Annotated in this window: 16 protein-coding genes; 6 read left to right on the forward strand and 10 right to left on the reverse strand. The window is 66.2% G+C overall.

Translation table 11 applies throughout. From position 1 onward, the window contains the following. Positions 1 to 60 precede the first annotated feature (60 nt). From xylA to Sa4125_RS07225, 5 genes are all read left to right on the forward strand, one after another. Positions 61 to 1,371 carry a xylose isomerase gene (xylA, locus tag Sa4125_RS07205; RefSeq protein WP_224005351.1) on the forward strand — a complete coding sequence of 437 codons (1,311 nt, stop codon included), beginning with the start codon at positions 61 to 63 and terminating at the stop codon, positions 1,369 to 1,371. Positions 1,372 to 1,519: 148 nt separating this feature from the next. Beyond that, a complete protein-coding gene (gene xylB, locus Sa4125_RS07210) occupies positions 1,520 to 2,962 on the forward strand; it encodes a xylulokinase (protein ID WP_224005354.1) in 1,443 nt (480 codons plus the stop codon). Between the two features lie 219 nt (positions 2,963 to 3,181). After that, on the forward strand, positions 3,182 to 4,669 hold the full coding sequence (locus tag Sa4125_RS07215) for a sensor histidine kinase (protein WP_224005357.1): 1,488 nt from the start codon (positions 3,182 to 3,184) through the stop codon (positions 4,667 to 4,669). A 26-nt stretch (positions 4,670 to 4,695) separates the two neighbouring features. Further along, the gene (locus Sa4125_RS07220) at positions 4,696 to 5,118 is read left to right on the forward strand and encodes a response regulator (RefSeq protein WP_275967470.1); all 423 of its coding nucleotides are present in this window, start codon (positions 4,696 to 4,698) and stop codon (positions 5,116 to 5,118) included. Beyond that, complete coding sequence (locus Sa4125_RS07225) at positions 5,115 to 6,149, forward strand: response regulator (RefSeq protein WP_224005362.1); 1,035 nt, start codon at positions 5,115 to 5,117, stop codon at positions 6,147 to 6,149. The genes Sa4125_RS07220 and Sa4125_RS07225 overlap by 4 nt, the downstream gene beginning before the upstream one ends. A 52-nt stretch (positions 6,150 to 6,201) precedes the next feature. On the opposite strand, the gene Sa4125_RS07230 is transcribed toward Sa4125_RS07225, so the two are convergent. The 7 genes from Sa4125_RS07230 to Sa4125_RS07260 all read right to left on the reverse strand — a co-directional run bounded on the left by Sa4125_RS07230 (position 6,202) and on the right by Sa4125_RS07260 (position 13,701). Beyond that, positions 6,202 to 7,656, reverse strand: coding sequence for a phosphomannomutase (locus Sa4125_RS07230; RefSeq protein WP_224005365.1), 1,455 nt, complete (start codon positions 7,654 to 7,656; stop codon positions 6,202 to 6,204). A gap of 307 nt (positions 7,657 to 7,963) precedes the next feature. Beyond that, the gene (locus tag Sa4125_RS07235; RefSeq protein ID WP_224005368.1) at positions 7,964 to 9,070 is read right to left on the reverse strand and encodes a branched-chain amino acid ABC transporter substrate-binding protein; all 1,107 of its coding nucleotides are present in this window, start codon (positions 9,068 to 9,070) and stop codon (positions 7,964 to 7,966) included. A 153-nt stretch (positions 9,071 to 9,223) separates the two neighbouring features. Then, positions 9,224 to 9,586, reverse strand: coding sequence for a DUF6867 family protein (locus Sa4125_RS07240; protein WP_224005371.1), 363 nt, complete (start codon positions 9,584 to 9,586; stop codon positions 9,224 to 9,226). Then, positions 9,586 to 10,299: an ABC transporter ATP-binding protein gene (locus Sa4125_RS07245; protein ID WP_224007625.1), complete on the reverse strand. Its 714-nt coding sequence runs from the start codon at positions 10,297 to 10,299 to the stop codon at positions 9,586 to 9,588. The genes Sa4125_RS07240 and Sa4125_RS07245 overlap by 1 nt, the downstream gene beginning before the upstream one ends. Before the next feature lie 41 nt (positions 10,300 to 10,340). Then, positions 10,341 to 11,273: an ABC transporter ATP-binding protein gene (locus Sa4125_RS07250; protein ID WP_275967471.1), complete on the reverse strand. Its 933-nt coding sequence runs from the start codon at positions 11,271 to 11,273 to the stop codon at positions 10,341 to 10,343. A gap of 107 nt (positions 11,274 to 11,380) precedes the next feature. After that, a complete protein-coding gene (gene livM / locus Sa4125_RS07255; RefSeq protein ID WP_224005374.1) occupies positions 11,381 to 12,781 on the reverse strand; it encodes a high-affinity branched-chain amino acid ABC transporter permease LivM in 1,401 nt (466 codons plus the stop codon). A 2-nt stretch (positions 12,782 to 12,783) separates the two neighbouring features. Beyond that, positions 12,784 to 13,701, reverse strand: a complete 918-nt coding sequence (locus tag Sa4125_RS07260; protein ID WP_224005377.1) for a branched-chain amino acid ABC transporter permease LivH — start codon at positions 13,699 to 13,701, stop codon at positions 12,784 to 12,786. Positions 13,702 to 14,025: 324 nt separating this feature from the next. On the opposite strand from Sa4125_RS07260, the gene purU reads away from it, so the two are divergent. Further along, positions 14,026 to 14,889, forward strand: a complete 864-nt coding sequence (gene purU / locus Sa4125_RS07265) for a formyltetrahydrofolate deformylase (RefSeq protein ID WP_224005380.1) — start codon at positions 14,026 to 14,028, stop codon at positions 14,887 to 14,889. A 99-nt stretch (positions 14,890 to 14,988) separates the two neighbouring features. Here purU and cysC read toward each other — a convergent pair whose 3' ends face one another. The 3 genes from cysC to Sa4125_RS07280 are packed head-to-tail and all read right to left on the reverse strand — an operon-like array spanning position 14,989 to position 18,820. After that, positions 14,989 to 16,851 carry an adenylyl-sulfate kinase gene (gene cysC, locus Sa4125_RS07270; protein WP_224005383.1) on the reverse strand — a complete coding sequence of 621 codons (1,863 nt, stop codon included), beginning with the start codon at positions 16,849 to 16,851 and terminating at the stop codon, positions 14,989 to 14,991. Further along, the gene (gene cysD / locus Sa4125_RS07275; RefSeq protein ID WP_224005386.1) at positions 16,851 to 17,759 is read right to left on the reverse strand and encodes a sulfate adenylyltransferase subunit CysD; all 909 of its coding nucleotides are present in this window, start codon (positions 17,757 to 17,759) and stop codon (positions 16,851 to 16,853) included. The genes cysC and cysD overlap by 1 nt, the downstream gene beginning before the upstream one ends. Next, positions 17,756 to 18,820 (reverse strand): glycosyltransferase family A protein, encoded by a 1,065-nt coding sequence (locus tag Sa4125_RS07280; protein ID WP_267461360.1) that lies wholly within the window; start codon positions 18,818 to 18,820, stop codon positions 17,756 to 17,758. Before Sa4125_RS07280 ends, cysD begins: the two co-directional genes overlap by 4 nt. Between the last annotated feature and the right edge of the window lie 35 nt (positions 18,821 to 18,855).

Raw genomic sequence — 18,855 nt, forward strand, 5'->3', positions numbered from 1 at the left:
GAGATACGCAACCGCAGCGCCGGCCCCTGGCCGGATCGCCGCATCGCTCGGAGGAGCTCCATGACCCCATCGTTCTTTTCACGCACCGAACCCGTCGCCTTCGCCGGCGAGGGCTCGACCGATCCGCTCGCCTTCCGCTTCTACGACAAGGACCGGATGGTGATGGGCAAGCGGATGGAGGAGCACCTGCGCTTCTCCGTCGCCTACTGGCATTCCTTCACCTGGCCGGGCGGCGACCCGTTCGGCGGCGAGACGTTTCTGCGCCCCTGGATGCACGGCGGCGATGAGCTGAGCCAGGCGAAGGCCAAGGCCGAGGTCGCCTTCGAGATGTTCCGTCTCCTCGACGTGCCCTTCTTCGCCTTCCACGACGTCGACGTCGCGCCGGAAGGCGCCTCGCTCGCCGAGTCCAACGAGAACCTCGCCGTCATCACCGACATCTTTGCGCAGAAGATGGAGAGCGCGAAGGTGAAACTGCTCTGGGGCACCGCCAACCTCTTCTCCAACCGGCGCTATATGGCGGGCGCGGCGACCAATCCGGACCCGGATGTCTTCGCCTATGCCTGCGGGCAGGTGAAGGCGGCGATCGACGCGACGCATAAGCTCGGCGGCGCGAATTTCGTCTGCTGGGGCGGGCGCGAGGGCTACGAGACGCTGCTCAACACCGACATGAAGCGCGAGCTCGACCAACTCGGCCGCTTCCTCTCGATGCTCGTCGACTACAAGCACAAGATCGGATTTTCCGGACCGATCCTGATCGAGCCGAAGCCGAAGGAGCCGACCAAGCACCAGTACGACTACGACACGGCGACGGTCTACGGCTTCCTCGAGCGCTACGGCCTGACCAAGGACATCAAGCTCAATCTCGAGCAGAATCACGCCATTCTCGCCGGCCATTCCTTCGAGCACGAAGTGAAGCTGGCCTATGCGCTCGGCGTCTTCGGCTCGCTCGACGTCAACCGCGGCGACGATCTCCTCGGCTGGGACACCGACCAGTTCGCGATGGACGCCAAGGAAATGGCGCTGGTCTTCCACGAAATGCTGAAGCATGGCGGCTTCACCACCGGCGGTCTCAATTTCGATGCCAAGATCCGGCGCCAGTCGATCGAGCCGGACGATCTCCTGATTGCCCATGTCGCCTCGATGGACACCTGCGCCCGCGGGCTGCTGGCTGCCGAAAGGATGCATGCCCACGGCGCGCTGGTGACCCCCCTGACCGAGCGCTATGCCGGCTGGACGGGTGCCGAGGGACTGGCCATGGCCTCGGGCGAGCGCACGCTCGAAGCGATCGCCGCGCGCGCCGAGGGGCTAAATCCCCAGCCGCGCTCGGGCCGGCAGGAACTCCTCGAAGGCATCGTCAACCGCTACGTCTGAGCGGGCGGCGCACCCTGCCGTCCCGCACCGATCGGGGCGGCGCCAAGGGGCGGCAGGGTCGGCAATGCGTCTGCCTTGCCGGCCCTCCGCTCAGAGACAAACGCGTGCCGGCCCGCTCGGCCGGACCCTCACTGGGAAGGCCGAAAACATGCCGAACTATCTGGGTTTCGACCTCGGGACGTCCTCGCTGAAGGTTCTCGTCGTCGGCGAGGACCAGACACCGATCGCCACCGCCAGCGTTCCGCTGACGGTGGAACGCCCGGCCTTCGGCTGGTCCGAGCAGGATCCGGCTTCCTGGATCGCGGCATGCCAGACGGCCATGGGAATGCTGAAGGCAAGCCATGCCGAGGCGCTGTCGAGGGTCGAGGGCATCGGCCTTTCCGGCCACATGCACGGCGCGACGCTGATCGGCCCCGACGACGCCGTGCTCCGCCCCTGCATTCTCTGGAACGACACCCGTTCGCACGAAGAGGCGCGCGAGCTGGACGACGCGGCATCGCGGGAAATCACCGGCAACATCGTCTTCCCCGGCTTCACCGCACCGAAGCTGCTTTGGGTGCAAAGGCACGAACCGGAGATCTTCGCGAAAATCCGGCGGGTTCTCCTGCCCAAGGATTTCCTGCGCCTCTGGCTGACGGGCGAAGCGGTGTCGGAGATGTCGGACGCGGCGGGAACGGCCTGGCTCGATACCGGCGCCCGTGAATGGTCGCCGGAGATGCTGTCGCGCACCGGCCTCTCGGTCGATCAGATGCCGATCCTCGTCGAGGGCACCGAGGTCAGCGGCACGCTGCGGCCGGACCTCGCCGCGCAATGGGGCCTCGGCGTCAACATCGTGGTTGCCGGCGGCGGCGGCGACAACGCGGCCTCGGCCTGCGGCGTCGGCATCGTCCGACCCGGCTCGGGCTTTCTCTCCCTCGGCACGTCCGGCGTTCTCTTCACCACCACTGCCAGCTACGCGCCGCGACCGGAAACCGCGGTCCACACCTTCTGCCACGCCCTCCCGAACACCTGGCATCAGATGGGCGTGACGCTCTCGGCCGCGGGCTCGCTCGAATGGCTGAGCACGCTTTTGCGCCAGACGCCGGCGGAACTCACCGCCGCGCTGGGTGCCGAGGTCCAGGCGCCCGGGCGGCTCCTGTTCCTGCCCTATCTGTCGGGCGAGCGCACGCCCCACAACGACGCCGCCATCCGCGGCGTCTTTGCCGGCCTCGAGTCCGACACCGATCGGTCCGACATGACCCGCGCCGTGCTGGAGGGAGTCGCCTTCTCCATGCGCGACTGCCTCGTCGCCGGCGGCGGCACCGTCGACAGGCTCGTCGCCGTCGGTGCCGGGTCGCGCTCGGCCTACTGGCTGGACCTGATGGCGACGGTTCTCGGCTGCGAGATCGTGCTGCCAGCGGCGGGCGATTTCGGTGCGGCGCTGGGCGCGGCAAGGCTCGGCATGTGCGCCGCCACCGGCGCCGATCCGTTCGCGATCATGAGCGAGCCACCGATCGAGCGCAGCTACAGCCCCCGCGCAGCGCTGGCCGGGGAAGTCGACGAGGCCTACGGACGGTATCGCGCGCTCTATCCCGCCCTCCAACGGGCCTGATCCTGCGAGCGCGCCAGCGGATCAAAGTTAACGGAAACCTGCGATAGCGAGCTGGCCAACAATCTTGTTCGGCGGGCCATTTGGCACAGGGCATCGCGGCTATAGCCATCGACGCGCGCCTTCATGTACGGACAAGCGATGCCGGGGCCGTCAGTCCCCGTTTTGTGCCGCGTTGTCGGCCGCGGACGACGTCCGCTTCGCGACAGGAACCTGCAGCTGATGAAGATGCCCGACCGTCTGTCGAACCGCTCGATCCTCGTCATCCTCGCCTCCGGTTTTTTCGCGCTGATCGTCGCCGTCGGCGCGGCGATCTGGGGCCTGTCGCAGTCGCAGGAAATCAGCCGCCTCGTCTCGCACACCTACGAGGTCGAGCAGGCGATCCTGGATTTCCGGGGACTGACGGAGCGTGCGGAGTCGGCGCGCCGCGGCTACCTGTTGGACCCCGCCGACGATCTCACCCAGACCCTTGAGGACACTGTGATCGCCCGGACGGCGGCGATGGACCGGATCGGATCGCTGACCGGCGACAATCCGGTCCAGACCGACGCGCTGGCGCGCCTCAGAGACCGAAGCGCGGCCCATCTGGACGAGATCAAGCGCTCGGTCGCCCTTCGCCAGAGCAGCGGGCAGGAAGCCGCCCGGGCGGCGTTCGCGGCCGCGGGACGCGATACCCTGAACGAGCTGCGCATGACGGCCCGCGGGATGTCGGAAGAGGAGCGGCGCCTCCTGATCGAGCGCAGCGCGGAGCAGAAACGGGGCATCGCGCTGTCCTACGTTCTTCTCGCCGCTTCGGGCCTCCTGCTCATCTTCGTCACGGCGGTGACGAGCTTCGCGCTGCGGCAGAATTTCCGCGACGTGAAGACCTCACGCGACCAGTTGCGCGCGCTGAACGACAATCTCGAGACCGCCGTTCTCGCGCGGACCGCCGACCTGCAGCGGGCGAACGACGAGATCCAGCGCTTCGCCTATATCGTCTCGCACGATCTGCGCTCGCCGCTCGTCAACGTGATGGGCTTCACCAGCGAACTCGACGCCGTGGTCAAGCCGCTTTCCGAGCTGATCGAGAAGGTCGAGGCCGAGTCGCCGTCGCTCGTTACCGAGGAAGTCCGTCAGGCGGTTGTCGAAGACCTGCCCGAGGCGATCGGCTTCATCCGCTCCTCGACGCAGAAGATGGATCGGCTCATCAATGCCATCCTGCGCCTCTCGCGCGAGGGCCGGCGCGTCATCACGCCGGAGCCGCTCGATGTCGGCGAGATGCTGGACGGAATCGTCGACAGCCTGCAGCACCGCCTGACCGAGGTCGGGGCCGAGGTCGCGGTCGAAAAGCCGATGCCGAAGGTCGTCAGCGACCGCGTCGCGATCGAGCAGATCCTGTCCAATCTGGTCGAGAACGCGGTCAAGTACCTGAAGCCGGGACGTCCCGGCAGGGTCGTCGTGCGGGGCAGGCGGTCGGGCAACCGGCTGATTTACGAGATCGCGGACAATGGCCGCGGAATCGACCCGAAAGACCACGAGCGCATCTTCGACCTTTTTCGCCGCTCCGGCACGCAGGATCAACCGGGCGAGGGCATCGGCCTCGCCCATGTCCGGGCGCTCGCCTATCGTCTCGGCGGCACCATCAGCTGCGAATCGAGCCTCGGTGAAGGCGCGACGTTCCGCCTCTCCCTGCCGCCGCAGTTCCAACCCATCAAGGAGAGTCGTAAGTGACCGGCCATCAGACCGTGAATATCGTGATGATCGAGGACGATGAGGGCCACGCGCGCCTCATCGAGAAGAACATCCGCCGCGCCGGCGTCACCAACGGCATCCGTCATTTCACCGACGGTACTTCGGCGATGGAATACCTCTTCCACGCACCCGACGGTCCGGCGCTGAACGGGCCGGCGCTGGTTCTCCTGGACCTCAACCTGCCTGACATGAGCGGCACCGACATCCTGGCGCGGATGAAGGCGGAAGGCAGCGTGCTGAGGCGTACGCCCGTCGTCGTCCTGACCACGACGGACGACAAGGTCGAGATCCAGCGCTGCTACGACCTCGGCGCCAATGTCTACATCACCAAGCCGGTGAACTACGAATCCTTCGCTCAGGCGATCCGCCAGCTCGGCCTGTTCCTCAGCGTCATTCAGGTGCCGGAACCCGAGGCCGACGCCCAATGACACCGGCCTTGCGCGTCCTCTACATCGACGACGACGAGGGCTTGCGGCGGATCACCGCGCGGGCGCTGACGCGCCGGGGCTATGCAGTGGAGACGGCGGGCTCGGGCCAGGAAGGCGTGGCGATGGCCGCCGCGGCGGATTTCGACGTCGTCGCCGTGGACCACTACATGCCGGGGCAGGACGGGCTGGCGACGCTGGCGAACCTGCGCGAGCTGCCCTACCAGCCGCCCGTCGTCTACGTCACGGGCTCGGAAGAAAGCAGCATTGCGGTCGCCGCGATGAAGGCCGGCGCGTCCGACTACGTGGTGAAGACGATCGGCGACGATTTCTTCGACCTCCTGGCGACGACGCTGAAGCAGGCCACCGAGCGCCGCCAGCTGCGCCTCGACAAGGAGAATGCGGAGCGTTCGCTGCTGGCCACGAATGCCCGGCTGGAAGCGCTGCTGAAGGAAGTGAACCACCGCGTCGCCAACAGCCTGCAGATGGTATCGAGCTTCGTGCAGATGCAGGCCGGTGCGGTATCGGAGGATAGCGCCCGCTCGGCCCTGCGCGATACGCAGCGACGGATTCTCGCCATCGCGCAGGTCCATCGCCGTCTCTACACCTCCGACGAGGTCAGCCTCGTCGACATGGTCGACTACCTCACGGCGCTTCTGGCCGAGCTCGAGGAGACCTTTTCCACCGCCGCCGCGCCCCGTCATCTGCGGCTGCATGTCGAGGAAATGCGGTTGAAGACCGACCAGGCTGTCTCGATCGGCGTCATCGTCAACGAACTGGTCAGCAATGCCTGCAAATACGCCTACGATCCCGGCCACTCCGGCGAGGTGCGGATTTCGCTGATGAAGGACGGCGAGGATCGCTTCGAGCTGCGCGTCGAGGACGATGGCCGGGGCCTGGCGGAAAACGACTCCCCGCGCGGAACGGGCCTCGGGCGACGGCTGATCGGGGCCATGGCACACAGCCTGAAGGCCGAACTCGTCTACGAGCCGACCCCCGTCGGCGTTCACGCCATCCTGCGCGCCGCCCTCTGACGACAACGCGGCCGGTGTCGCCGGTCCGACCCGCCGCACCGGCGCCGGGGCGCTACAGGAGCGGCGCCATCGCCGCCGCGGCGCGCGCAAGGCCCCAGCCGAGCAGCCGCTCGGCCGAGGCCGGATCGGCTGCCTCGACGTAGCAGCGCAGTTCCGGCGCATTGCCGGACGCGCGGAAATGGATGACGCTGCGATCGGCAAGCGTCATGTGAACCCCATCCAGCCGGTCGACGGCGACCACGGTACCGACGTCGTCCATGAAGGCTGTGCGGTAGTCCGGGTCGTCCGCGAGGCGCCGGAGCAGTTCGCCGCTGCGTTCGGCCGGCACGTCCTGGAGGCGATGGGCGGCGGTATGGCCGACGGCCAGGCCGGCGACGATGTCGCTGAGGGTCTCGCGCCGTGCCGCCATCGTGGCGAGGACGCTGATGATCGGCAGGAGGGCGTCCCGTGTCGGCAGTGCGGCAAGGCGCCGTCCGGCGCGCTCGATCGGGGTGCCGAGAAGGACGCCGCCATTCGCCTCGAAGCCGAGGACGCCGTCCGGCGCATCCCCCGCCTCGACCATGCCGGCGATGACGAAGGGTGAGCCGACGCGCGTTCGCAGGACGTGCTCGGCGATGCAGGCGGTCTCGATCGCCGAACTCGACGTGATCGGCGTGACGATCGTCCTGATGCGCAGATGGCCGGCCGTCAGAAGGCCGAGAATGTCGCCGCGCAGGATGGCGCCGGTCTCGTCGGCGACGAGGGGGCGATCGGCGTCGCCGTCGGCCGAGACGATGGCATCGAAGCGCCCCTCGGCGGCCCAGCCGGCGATCAGCGCCGTGTCCTCCGGCCGGTGCGCTTCCGTGTCGACCGGGATGAACCGGTCGGACCGCCCGAGACCCTCGACCCTCGCGCCAAGCCCTGTCAGCACCTGTCCCAGCCCGTCGCGGGCGACCGTGCTCTGCTCGTAGATTCCGACGGTGAGGCCGGCCAGGCAGTCGCGCGGGAAGAAGTCGAGATAGCGCGCGATGTAGGCGGCAAGAGCGGGGTGGCGCTGAGCCGGTTCCGCATCCGCCGGTGGCACGACGTCTTCCCCGAGGTCGGCGAAGGCGGCGAGGATGCCGGCCTCGTCCGCCTTGGTGATCTCGCCGTCCGGCCGATAGAACTTCAGCCCGTTGCGGTCGTCGGGGATATGGCTGCCGGTGACCATCACGCCGGCCGCGCCATGCGCCATCGCCGCCAGCGCGAGGGCCGGCGTCGGGAGGGCGCCGCAATCGAGCGGCGTGTAGCCGGCGGCGCGGGCGGCGGCGATGCAGGCGGTGGCGATCGCCGGGCTGGATGACCGCAGGTCCCGCCCGACGAGGAGGGCACGCGAAGCGGCGCCCGGCACGGACTGCGCTGGATCGGTATCGGGCCGCGAAGCGTCGAGATGGCGCAGGAACGCCAGCGTGTAGGCGAAGCTCGGCCGTCCCACGAGATCGCCGACCAGGCCGCGCAGGCCGCTGGTGCCGAATTTCAGGCTGCTCATGGCTGGCATTCCGACCAAAAGGGTTGCTAGGAACACCGCCATGCGCGCCTGAAAGGCGCGCATGGCGGTGGAAGAGATGACCACCGGGCCTCAGATGTCCGCATGGGCATGTGTGGCAAGAGGGGGAGGCGGGCGAGAAGGATGCGCGATCGCGCCGCGGAAAGAGGATACAGGCCGGCGACCGGCACCCGTGGCCTCATGCCGCTGCCATGCCTCGCTCCTGCGGGCACTCCCCAAATAATAGGTCCGGCGCATCGCTGCACCGGACCCATGTTTCGACCGCTCCGACTGGAGCGGCACGTCGTCCTTACTGGGCGGCGACCAGATAGTCGTACTTGCCGGCCTTCCACTCGTACATCACGTAGCCCGGCAGCTTGACGTCACCCTTGTCGTCGAAGGTGATGTCGCCGATGACGGTCTGGTAGCCGCCCTCGTTGAGCGACTTGGTGACGGCCTCGTACTCGGTCGAACCGGCCTTCTTGGCAGCCTCGGCCCAGGCCTGGATCGCGGCGTAGGTGTAGAGGACGTAGCCCTCGGCCGACTTGCCGGCCTTGTCGAGTTCGGCGACGACCGGGGCGGCCGCCTCGTTCTTGCGCGGGTCGGGCGAGAAGGTCATCAGCGTGCCTTCGCCGGCATCGCCCGTGATCGCCCAGTATTCGTCAGTGACGAGCGCGTCGCCGGACATGATCGTCGCGGTGACGCCCTGGTCCTTCATCTGGCGGGCGATGAGGCCGGCCTCGGTGTGGTAGCCGCCGATGTAGACCAGCGTCACGCCGGCCTGCTTCAGCTTGGTGATGAGCGAGGAGTAGTCCTTCTCGCCGGCCGTGTAGGACTCGACCAGCGCAGGCTCCTTGCCGGCTTCCTTCATGTACTTCTCGGTCTCGTCGGCAAGGCCCTTGCCGTAGGCCGACTTGTCGTTCAGCACGGCGACGACGCCATCCTTGAACTTTTCGGCGATGAAGGCGCCGGCGACCTGGCCCTGCTGGTCGTCACGACCGCAGACGCGGAAGATGCCGTCGCCCGGGCGCTTGTCGGTGAAGTCGGGATTGGTCGAGGCGGGCGAAATCTGGATGATGCCTTCCTCGGCATAGACCTGGCTGGCCGGGATCGAGGAGCCCGAGCAGAAGTGACCGGCGACGAAGGGGACCTTCTGGCCGGCAAAGGAGTTCGCTACCGCGACAGCCTGCTTGGGGTCGCATGCGTCGTCGCCGACGGAGAGAACGAGCTTCTCGCCGTTCACGCCACCAGCCGCGTTGATGTCGGCCACGGCCTGCTCGGCGCCGGTCTTCAGCTGCTCGCCGAAGGCTGCGTACTGGCCGGTCATCGGACCCGCGACGCCGATCGTGATGTCGGCGAACGCCATGCCGGCGAAAACCATGTTGAGTGCGGCGCCGGCCAAAAGAGCTTTTTTCATGACAACCTTCCTGTGTGTACGGGACTGGGGTGAACGCGGGTGGAAAGCCAGGTCGGCCGGAGCCGACTGTCTGACGGGATTAAAGACCAGGATGGGCGGGGACGGAATAGCGACGTGCTACTTATCGGTGCCTTTGGTGAAAGATTCCCGGTCTCAGGAAGGGGACGACGCGCCGGCTGCCAGAAATCCGTACTGCCGCGCCATCTGCCGGCTCCGCACGAACTGCCGTCCCGCCGCCGCGATGGCCATCAGGATGACGAAGTCGACCAGCGCATAGTGCAGCGCCGTGGGGAACGTCGAGACGGGCAGGAAGAAACTGCCGCCGAACAGGCTGAAATGGATGAAGCGCGCGGCGACTGTCAGAAGAAAGACGTAGAAGACAAGAATCCCCCAGCCGCTCCAGGTGAGGGCCGTCGACCGTCCGATCATCCAGGCACCGCCGCCGCCGAGCGCCAGCGTGACCACCAGAAACTCGACCCAGCTGACTTCCCACAAAAGCGACATTTCCGGCGCCATCAGTGCGCTCCTCCCTCGAGATAGGCCTGGCGAACCTCCGGCCGGGCGAGAAGCTCGCGCCCCGTCCCGGTCATCGTGATCGCGCCATTGACCATGACGTAGCCGCGATGGGCGAGGCGCAGCGCGTGGAAGGCGTTCTGCTCGACCAGGAAGACGGTGAGGCCCTCGTTGCGGTTGAGATCGCGGATGACCTCGAAGATCTGCTTGACGATGAGGGGTGCCAGACCCAGCGAGGGTTCGTCGAGGAGAAGCAGTTTCGGCCGCCCCATCAGCGCCCGGCCGATCGCCAGCATCTGCTGCTCGCCGCCCGACAGCGTGCCGCCGCGCTGTCCCGCCCGCTCCTTGAGCCGCGGGAAGAGCGAGAAGACCCGCTTCAGGTCGTCGTCGTAGTGCTTCTCGTCCTGGAGGGTCGCGCCCATCTGAAGGTTTTCCGTCACCGTCATTCGGCCGAAGATGCGCCGACCCTCGGGCGACTGGGCGATGTCCTTGGTCATGATGAGATGCGTCGGCAGCTGGGTGATGTCCTCGCCGCGATAGACGATCGAGCCTTCCCGCGCCCGCGGATTGCCGCAGATCGTCATCATCAGCGTCGACTTGCCGGCGCCGTTGGCACCGATGATGGTGACGATCTCGCCCTGGTTCACGTCCAGATCGACGCCGCGCAGCGCCTGGATCTTGCCGTAGAAGGTCTGCAGGCCGCGGATGGTCAGCATCGGCACGGCGGTCGCCGAGGTCTCGGCCTGTTCCAGAGCGCTCACGAGGCTCTCCCTTGCACGTCGCCGGCAGCATCGACCTTCGCGACCTCGATGGCCGCGTCGATGTCGCCTGCGCCGAGTTTCTCCTCCACCGCCTCGACCTCCTCGTCGTCGACGCCGAGATAGGCGGCGATGACCTTGGGATCGTTGCGGACCACCGCGGCCGAGCCGTCGGCGATCTTCTTGCCGTAGTCGAGGACGATGATGTGGTCGGAGATTTCCATGACCACGCCCATGTCGTGCTCGATCAGCAGCAGCGAGACGTCGTGCTCGTCGCGGATGAGGCGCAGGAGCTTGTTGAGTTCGGCCGACTCGCGCGGGTTGAGCCCGGCGGCCGGCTCGTCGAGGCACAGAAGGGCCGGGCCCGTGCACATGGCGCGGGCGATCTCCAGCCGTCGCTGGGCGCCATAGGAGAGGTCTGCGGCCGGATCGTCGGCGCGGTCGAGGAGATCGGCATAGCCGAGCCAGGCGATGGCCTTGTCCATCGCGGCCTTGCGCGCTTTGACATAGCCGGGGAGGCCGAAGAGGCCGCCGATGGTGAAGCCCGAGGCGCGCATCAGCGTGTTGTGTTGGGCGACGAGGAGATTTTCCAGGCACGTCATGCCGCCGAACAGGCGGATGTTCTGGAAGGTTCGGGCGACGCCGGCCTTTTCGGTGATCTTGAAGTCGGCCATGCGCTCGAGGAGGTAGACCGAGCCTTCAGCCTTCTCGCGATGCTGCTCGCCGCTGGCGGTCAGTTCCTCGACGACGGCGTCGGGGATGTTGCGCCCGCGCTTCAGCGCGATGCGGCCTTCCGTCGGCTTGTAGAAGCCGGTGACGCAGTTGAAGACCGTCGTCTTGCCAGCGCCGTTCGGGCCGATGAGGGCGGTGATGTCGCCGCGGCCGACGTCGAAGGACAGGCTGTTGATGGCGACGAGACCGCCGAAGCGCATCGTCAGATTCTGGACGCGGAGGATCGGGTCCGTCAGCCAGCGTTGCGGTGCGGTGTCGGCTGGGGAGGACGCGCCGAGGGGCGAGGGGGCGTTCATGGTGGCGGCCATCAGTGACCCTCCCCCTGCGAGACCATGTCGGCGCCGATCCGCTTCTTCTCCTTGTAGACGGCGGACGGCGTTCGAGACGAGATCAGGCCGCGCGGTTTCCAGACCATGATGGCGATCATGGCGAGGCCGAAGATGAGCATGCGGTACTGCGTCGGGTCGAACCCCTCGCCGAACACCGACTTGAGGATGGTGAGGTTCCTGAGAAGCTCGATGCCGCCGATCATGACCACCGAGGCGATGACGACGCCGAGCTGCGAGCCGAGACCGCCGAGGACGACGATGGCCAGGATGATCGCCGACTCGATGAAGGTGAAGCTCTCGGGCGAGATGAAGCCCTGGCGCGTGGCGAAGAAGGACCCGGCGAAGCCGCCGAACATCGCGCCGGTGGCGAACGCCGTGAGCTTCACGTTCGTGGTGTTGATGCCGAGCGAGCGGCAGGCGATCTCGTCCTCGCGCAGGGCTTCCCAGGCCCGGCCGATCGGCATCTTGCGCATGCGCGTGGTGACGAAGTTGGTGAAGAGGGCCAGCGCCAGGATGATGTAGTAGAGAAAGACGAAGCGGTGGATTGAGGAGTATTCGAGGCCGAAATAGTCGGCGAAGCCGCCTTCGCCACGGCTGAACTCGAGGCCGAACAGCGTCGGCTTCGGGATGCCGAGCAGGCCGTTCGGGCCGCCGGTGATCGGCGCCCAGTTGATGAGGACGACGCGGATGATCTCGCCGAAGGCCAGCGTCACGATGGCGAGATAGTCGCCGCGCAGGCGCAGCACGGGAAAGCCCAGCATCACGCCCCAGGCGGCGGCGAACAGGCCCGCCATCGGCAGGCAGACCCAGAAGCCGAGGTCGAAGTTGATTGCCAGCAGCGCGAAGGAATAGGCGCCGACGGCATAGAAGGCGACATAGCCGAGATCGAGAAGGCCGGCGAGCCCGACGACGATGTTGAGGCCCCAGCCGAGCATGACATAGGTCACGATCAGGATGGCGAGGTCGAGGAGATAGCGGTTCTGGTTCGGCAGTACCGCATCGATGATGAAGGGCAGGAACAGCGCGATCAGGAGCATGGCGAGGCCGAAGACCTTGCCGAGCAGGCTCAGCGTGTTGGCCCGCGACGCCGATGCCGATGCCGGAGCCGCCTTCGCCTTCGGCTCGGACGACGGCTCGGCGCGGAAGATGAAGTAGGAGAGAAGGAAGCGACCGGCAAAGACGAGGCCAATGGCGATCGCCCAGAGATCCGGCCGGATCGACAGGATGAGGCCGCCGACGGCGATGTCGCTGCGCATGAAGAAGAAGAACAGGGTGAGGAGACCCGCGATCGTCGCGGCGACGCAGGCGTCCTTCAGCGACCGGACGAACCGGGTGTCGCGCGCCGGCTCCGTGGCGGCGAGGGTGTTGAGGCTCGTCATGGTCACACCTTCTCCACTTCCGGACGGCCGAGCAGGCCGGAGGGCATGAAGATCAGGACGATGGCCAGGATCGAGAAGGCCGCGACGTCCTTGTACTCCGCGGCGAAATAGCCGCCGAAAAAGGTCTCGATCAGGCCGATCAGGAGGCCGCCCAGCATCGCGCCGGGCAGCGAGCCGATGCCGCCCAGAACCGCCGCCGTGAAGGCTTTCACGCCGGCGAGGAAGCCGATGTAGAAGTCGATGACGCCGTAATAGAGAAGATACATGGTGCCGGCGACGGCCGCGAGGCTGGCGCCGAGGACGAAGGTCAGCGAGATCGTCCGGTCGACGTTGACGCCGAGGAGCGAGGCCATCTTGGCGTCCTGCTCGCAGGCGCGCTGCTGGCGACCGAGCGACGTCTTGGCGATGACCAGGGTGAAGATCGTCATCAGGACGACGGTCGTCACCATGATCAGGATCTGCATGTAGGAGATCTGGACGTCGATATTGCCGTCGCCCACGTAGAGCACGATGTTGCCCGAGAGCTGCGGGGCCAGCGGCTTGGCGCGCGCGCCCTGCGTCACCTGGACGAAGTTCTGGACGAAGATCGACATGCCGATGGCGGTGATCAGCGGCGCCAGGCGGAAGGAGCCGCGCAGCGGCCGGTAGGCGATGCGCTCGATCGTCCAGCCCCACAGCGCCGTGAAGGCCATGGCCACGACCAGCATGATGATGAGCACGATGGGAAAGAAGGTCACGCCGATCATCGCCAGCGCCAGAATGGTCGTCAGCGCGACAAAGGATCCGACCATGAACACCTCGCCATGGGCGAAGTTGATCATGCCGATGATGCCGTAGACCATGGTATAGCCGATGGCGATCAGGCCGTAGATCGACCCGAGCGTCAGGCCGTTGATCAGTTGCTGCAGAAAATATTCCATGAACCGCCTTTGCGTGCCGTTCGGCCGGTGCCCTCGACCGACATGCCGCCTGTTAGGGCAGACTAGGCCGATCTCCTCATCATGATCAGTTTCATAGCAGCGTTGCCGAAGCAACCCGACATTTGACGGGGGAATGGCGCCGATAACGAAAATTGATGAATTCAGGCAACCTTTCCACAACCGTCATCTCCCGCTGTCGCGTGTTCGACGCAAACGGTCGGGAACAGTGTCGCCGCCGGGCATTCTTGCGGGTAGGAGAAGTCTCTCGCCGCGGCGAAGCCGTCGTCTTCGCGCGCGTCCGCTCATCCCGTTCTGGAGCACCGCATGGCCGAAGCCGTCACCGCCACCTACGTCCTGACCCTCTCCTGCGTCGACCGGCCCGGCATCGTCGCCGCGGTGACGACGGAACTGGCCGAGCTCGGCGCCAACATCGCCGAGTCCAGCCAGTTCTGGGACCGCGGGACCGGGCGGTTCTTCATGCGGATCGCCTTCACCGCGCCGGTGACCGTGACGCGCGAGGGAGTGGAGAAGGCGATCGAGCCGGTGATCTCGCGCTTCGACGTGAAGACCCGTGTCGTCGACGCCTCGGTCCGGCCGAAGATCGTGGTGATGGTCTCGAAGTTCGACCACGCCTTGCGCCATCTCCTCTACCAGATCCACGTCGGCTGGATGGATGCCGAGGTCGTCGCGATCGTCTCCAACCACGAGACATCGCGGCGCATCGCCGAGATCGAGGGGATCGCCTTCCACCACCTGCCGGTCGGCAAGGAGACCAAGGCCGAGCAGGAGGAAAAGCTCCTCGGCATAGTGCGCGACACCGGCGCCGACCTCGTCGTCCTCGCCCGCTACATGCAGGTCCTGTCGGACCAGCTCTCGAAGCGGCTGTTCGGCAAGGTGATCAACATCCACCACTCCTTCCTGCCGAGCTTCAAGGGCGCCAAACCCTACCACCAGGCGCATGAGCGCGGCGTAAAGCTGATCGGCGCGACGGCGCACTACGTCACGCCCGACCTCGACGAGGGGCCGATCATCGAGCAGGAGACCGAGCGCGTCACCCATGCCATGACCGCCGACGACCTCGTCGCCGCCGGTCGCGACATCGAGAGCCGGGTGCTGGCCCGGGCGGTGAAGCTGCATGTGGAGAGCCGCGTCATGCTGAACGGCCACAAGACGGTGGTGTTCGCGTAAGCACGGATAGCAGTCTCACCTGTCGCGAGGACAGGGGAGACGGTCTTCGGCCGTCTTTGCGGCGGGGTGTGAGGAGAAGTCCGAACAGCGCCGCACGGCTTACCAGGCCGACACGATTCCGCGCTCCTCAAGAGTCCTGATAACCTCGTCGGCCAGGCGATCGGGCGTCGATCCGCCGGCCATCAGCGCGATTTCCGGGTTCGACGGACGCTCGTAGGCCTGGTCAATGCCGGTGAAGTTTCGAAGTTCTCCCGCCAGCGCGCGTTTGTAGAGCCCCTTGGGATCGCGCGCGATGCAGGTTTCCAGTGGCGCGTCGACGAAGACCTCGAGAAACTCGGAGCTGTCGACCAGCGAGCGGACAATGTCTCTTTCCGCCTGGAACGGCGAGATGAAGGAGCACAGCACGATCAATCCGGCATCCACCATCAGCTTGGCGACCTCGCCGACACGCCGGATGTTTTCGATCCGGTCGACGTCGGTGAAGCCGAGGTTCTTATTGAGACCATGCCGGACATTGTCGCCATCGAGCAAGGTGGTGTGCAGCCCGCGGGAGTGCAGCTTGATTTCCACGATGTTGGCGATCGTCGATTTTCCCGCGCCGGACAGTCCGGTGAACCAGATGACCGCCGGCCTCTGATGCTTCAGCGCGGCGCGCGCCGTCTTGGTGACGGTGAGTTCCTGATGGTGGACGTTTGTCGCACGCCGGAGCGCGAAGTCGATGATGCCGGCGCCCAATGTCGCATTGGTGCGGCGATCGATGAGGACGAAGCTGCCGGTGCCCGGATTGTCGCAAAACGCGTCGAACGCGATCTGCATGGAGACCGAAAGATTGCAGTAGCCGATTTCGTTGAGGCCAAGCGTTTTCGCGGCGATGTGGGTAAGACCGTCGATCTCCACCCGGTGCTTGAGCTCGGAGACTGTCACCGGCAACGTCCGCGTGCCGATCTTCATCAGATACGAACGGCCCGGCAACAGGCGGATGTCGCTCATCCAGACGACATGGGCGGCGAACTGGTCGGCGACGACAGGACGATCCCGGGGGGCAACCAGCAAATCGCCACGTGCAAGATCGACATTGTCAGCGAGCGCGATCATCACCGCGTCACCAGCCTCAGCACTGGTCTTGTCGCCGTCGGAACTGACGATCCGGGCAATCGTCGTCCTGCGCCCCGAGCAGGCGACGACAACTTCCTGACCCGCTGCGAGCACGCCCGTCTCGATCGTGCCGGCATAGAAGCGCTGATCGGCGTCCACACGCGTCACCAGCTGGATCGGCAAGCGCAGGGGACGGGCGAGGCGGGGATTGTCGACCGCGACCTGTTCCAGATGCTCGATTAGCGTCGGCCCGCGGTACCAGGCGAGCTTCTCCGAGGGGGTGGAGACATTGTCGCCGAGGCTGGCCGAAAGGGGGATGGCGGTGAAGGAGTCCAGTCCCAGAATATCGGCATAGGCCTTGAACGCATCGCTGATCTCGCGAAACTCAGCCTCGCGATAGTCGACGAGATCAATCTTGTTGACGGCCAGCACAAAGTGCCGGACTCCGAGGAGTGAGGCGATATAGGCGTGTCGACGGGTCTGGGTCAGGAGACCCTTCTTCGCGTTGACGAGGAGGATGGCGAGATCGCAATTGGAGGCCGCCGTCGCCATGTTGCGGGTATACTGCTCGTGTCCCGGCGTGTCCGCGACGAGGAAGCTTCGTCCTGGCGTGGCGAAGTGGCGGTAAGCGACATCGATCGTGATGCCCTGCTCCATTTCGGCCTCGAGTCCGTCGACAAGCAACGCGAAATCAACGTCGGCCGCGCCCTGCTTGCGTGACAGATCCCGCAGCGCCTGAAGCTGGTCGTCCAGGATGGAGTGCTGCTCGAACAACAGGCGGCCGATCAGAGTCGACTTGCCGTCATCGACGGAACCGCAGGTCAGAAGGTGAAGCGTCGGCAACTCGGGCGTGCGGTCACCTGGCATCAGAAGTAGCCCTCGCGTTTCTTCTTTTCCATCGAGTCTCCCCCGTCACTGTCGATCAGCCGACCTTCGCGCTCCGACCGCCGCGACGACTGCATCTCGTCGATGATATCGTCGAGCGTCGCCGCCGTGGAAGGCATGGCACCCGTCAGGGGATAGCAGCCGAGCGTGCGGAAACGCACGCTCAGGAGCTCGGGCGTCTCTCCCGGCCGAAGGGGCAGGCGTTCGTCGTCGCGGACGATGAGCGCGCCGTCGCGATGCAGGACCGGCCGTTCCCTTGCGAAATACAGTGGCACGACCGGGATGCCTTCTGCCCGGATGTAGTGCCAGACGTCGAGCTCGGTCCAGTTCGAGAGAGGAAAGGCCCGAACGGATTCACCCTCGGCGATGCGGGTATTGTAGAGGCGCCAGAGTTCTGGGCGCTGATTGCGCGGGTCCCAGCCGTGGCCGGCCGAGCGGTGGGAGAGAACCCGCTCCTTGGCGCGGCTCTTTTCCTCGTCGCGGCGGGCGCCACCGAAGGCGGCATCGTAGCCGCCTGCATCGAGGGCCTGGCGCAGTGCCTCCGTCTTCATCACCTGGGTGTGGATATTAGAACCCGAGGCGATCGGCGAAATCCCCTCCTCGATGCCGCGTTGGTTGACGTGGACACGAAGCTCGACGCCCGCCCGGCGCACCGCCTCGTCACGGAAACTGATCATCTCCCGGAACTTCCACGTGGTGTCGACGTGCAGAAGCGGAAAAGGCAGCTTGGCCGGGTAGAAGGCCTTGAGCGCAAGATGCAGGAGGACACTTGAGTCTTTGCCAACGGAATAGAGCATCACCGGCTTGCGGAATTCGGCGGCGACCTCGCGCAATATGAACATGGCTTCCGACTCGAGCGCCCTCAGGCGCGGCGAAAGAGGCTCCGTCATGATCCTGATTTCCCTGGCTCCGTGGGCTTATCCTGCCGGACGAAAGGCTTGTGTTTCCGCTGCTGACGGCGCTCCAGCGCCGTCAGCACGAGGTCGACGAGGCGATAAGGTCGAAGCCGCAGCTGCAGCCAAGCGAGCATCAGCCATTGCGCCGGTGGCATCCGAGGTGCGCAGCAGTACGCTGCGATCACCACGCGGTCGATTGCGCTTGCACCGACCAGTTGCCGGAGGAGGTCGCCTGGATCGGACGACTCCTCGATCGCCACCCGCGCCGCCGCGAACCGCCAGCGTCGCTGAAAGAAAGCGGGATACCAGGCGGGAATTTCGGGATCCTCGGACAGGAGTTGCGGCAGATCATGCAGCGCTTGCTCGGCCATGGCCGGGTCGAGGGCAGTGGTGCGGGAATAGCCCTCGCGAAAGACGTTCCAGGCTGCCATCGGACGGGGCTCGTAGACCATGCCTTCGCCGAGGGCGATCTTGCGCGCCAGGACACCGTCCGCGAAGGATCCGGCGCGCAGGTCGAACCCGCCGCGGGAAACAATGGCATCACGGCGGATGATGGCGCTGCCGGTCAGGATGAAGTTATCCGCCGTGCGAAGCCGGTCGGCCACATCGCCTGGCCCCATCGCCCCGCCTTGGCGCAGCGGCCGGACCGCAGGACGGTGACCGAGTACACGACCATCCTCGCCATCCAGGAGAATCGCGTCGCCGCAGAACAGCCCTGCGCTCGGGTGCTCTTCGAGGCGCGAGAGTGCCAGGGTGAAGAAGCCGGGCAGGACGTAGTCGTCGGCGGCGGCGAAATAGACGTATCGGCCAAGGGCTGCATCCAGCCCGCGCTGCAGGGCGCCAAGGGCTCCCAGATTGGTGCAGTTGCTGAGAATTCGAATTCGGCCGCGGGAGTTCTGCGCGTAGCGCCCGAGAATTTCCAAGCTTTCGTCGGTGGAAGCGTCGTCGACGATGATGATCTCGTCGGCAGGGCGCTGCTGGGCGAGGAGGGCATCGAGCGCGAACGGCAGGAACTGCGCGTGGTTGAAGTTCGGCAGCACGACCGACAGCATCATGGGAGTGACCAAGGCGTTGTCTGCCGACGGAGCCG

Source organism: Aureimonas sp. SA4125, from assembly GCF_019973775.1.
GTDB lineage: Bacteria > Pseudomonadota > Alphaproteobacteria > Rhizobiales > Rhizobiaceae > Plantimonas.

Bases quoted from the DNA above. Each gene is read 5' to 3' on its own strand.
- xylA (WP_224005351.1), top strand. From the start codon at position 61: ATGACCCCATCGTTCTTTTCACGCACCGAACCCGTCGCCTTCGCCGGC.
- xylB (WP_224005354.1), top strand. From the start codon at position 1,520: ATGCCGAACTATCTGGGTTTCGACCTCGGGACGTCCTCGCTGAAGGTT.
- Sa4125_RS07215 (WP_224005357.1), top strand. From the start codon at position 3,182: ATGAAGATGCCCGACCGTCTGTCGAACCGCTCGATCCTCGTCATCCTC.
- Sa4125_RS07220 (WP_275967470.1), top strand. From the start codon at position 4,696: ATGATCGAGGACGATGAGGGCCACGCGCGCCTCATCGAGAAGAACATC.
- Sa4125_RS07225 (WP_224005362.1), top strand. From the start codon at position 5,115: ATGACACCGGCCTTGCGCGTCCTCTACATCGACGACGACGAGGGCTTG.
- Sa4125_RS07230 (WP_224005365.1), bottom strand. From the start codon at position 7,656: ATGAGCAGCCTGAAATTCGGCACCAGCGGCCTGCGCGGCCTGGTCGGC.
- Sa4125_RS07235 (WP_224005368.1), bottom strand. From the start codon at position 9,070: ATGAAAAAAGCTCTTTTGGCCGGCGCCGCACTCAACATGGTTTTCGCC.
- Sa4125_RS07240 (WP_224005371.1), bottom strand. From the start codon at position 9,586: ATGGCGCCGGAAATGTCGCTTTTGTGGGAAGTCAGCTGGGTCGAGTTT.
- Sa4125_RS07245 (WP_224007625.1), bottom strand. From the start codon at position 10,299: ATGCTGACCATCCGCGGCCTGCAGACCTTCTACGGCAAGATCCAGGCG.
- Sa4125_RS07250 (WP_275967471.1), bottom strand. From the start codon at position 11,273: ATGCGCTTCGGCGGTCTCGTCGCCATCAACAGCCTGTCCTTCGACGTC.
- livM (WP_224005374.1), bottom strand. From the start codon at position 12,781: ATGACGAGCCTCAACACCCTCGCCGCCACGGAGCCGGCGCGCGACACC.
- Sa4125_RS07260 (WP_224005377.1), bottom strand. From the start codon at position 13,701: ATGGAATATTTTCTGCAGCAACTGATCAACGGCCTGACGCTCGGGTCG.
- purU (WP_224005380.1), top strand. From the start codon at position 14,026: ATGGCCGAAGCCGTCACCGCCACCTACGTCCTGACCCTCTCCTGCGTC.
- cysC (WP_224005383.1), bottom strand. From the start codon at position 16,851: ATGCCAGGTGACCGCACGCCCGAGTTGCCGACGCTTCACCTTCTGACC.
- cysD (WP_224005386.1), bottom strand. From the start codon at position 17,759: ATGACGGAGCCTCTTTCGCCGCGCCTGAGGGCGCTCGAGTCGGAAGCC.
- Sa4125_RS07280 (WP_267461360.1), bottom strand. From the start codon at position 18,820: ATGATGCTGTCGGTCGTGCTGCCGAACTTCAACCACGCGCAGTTCCTG.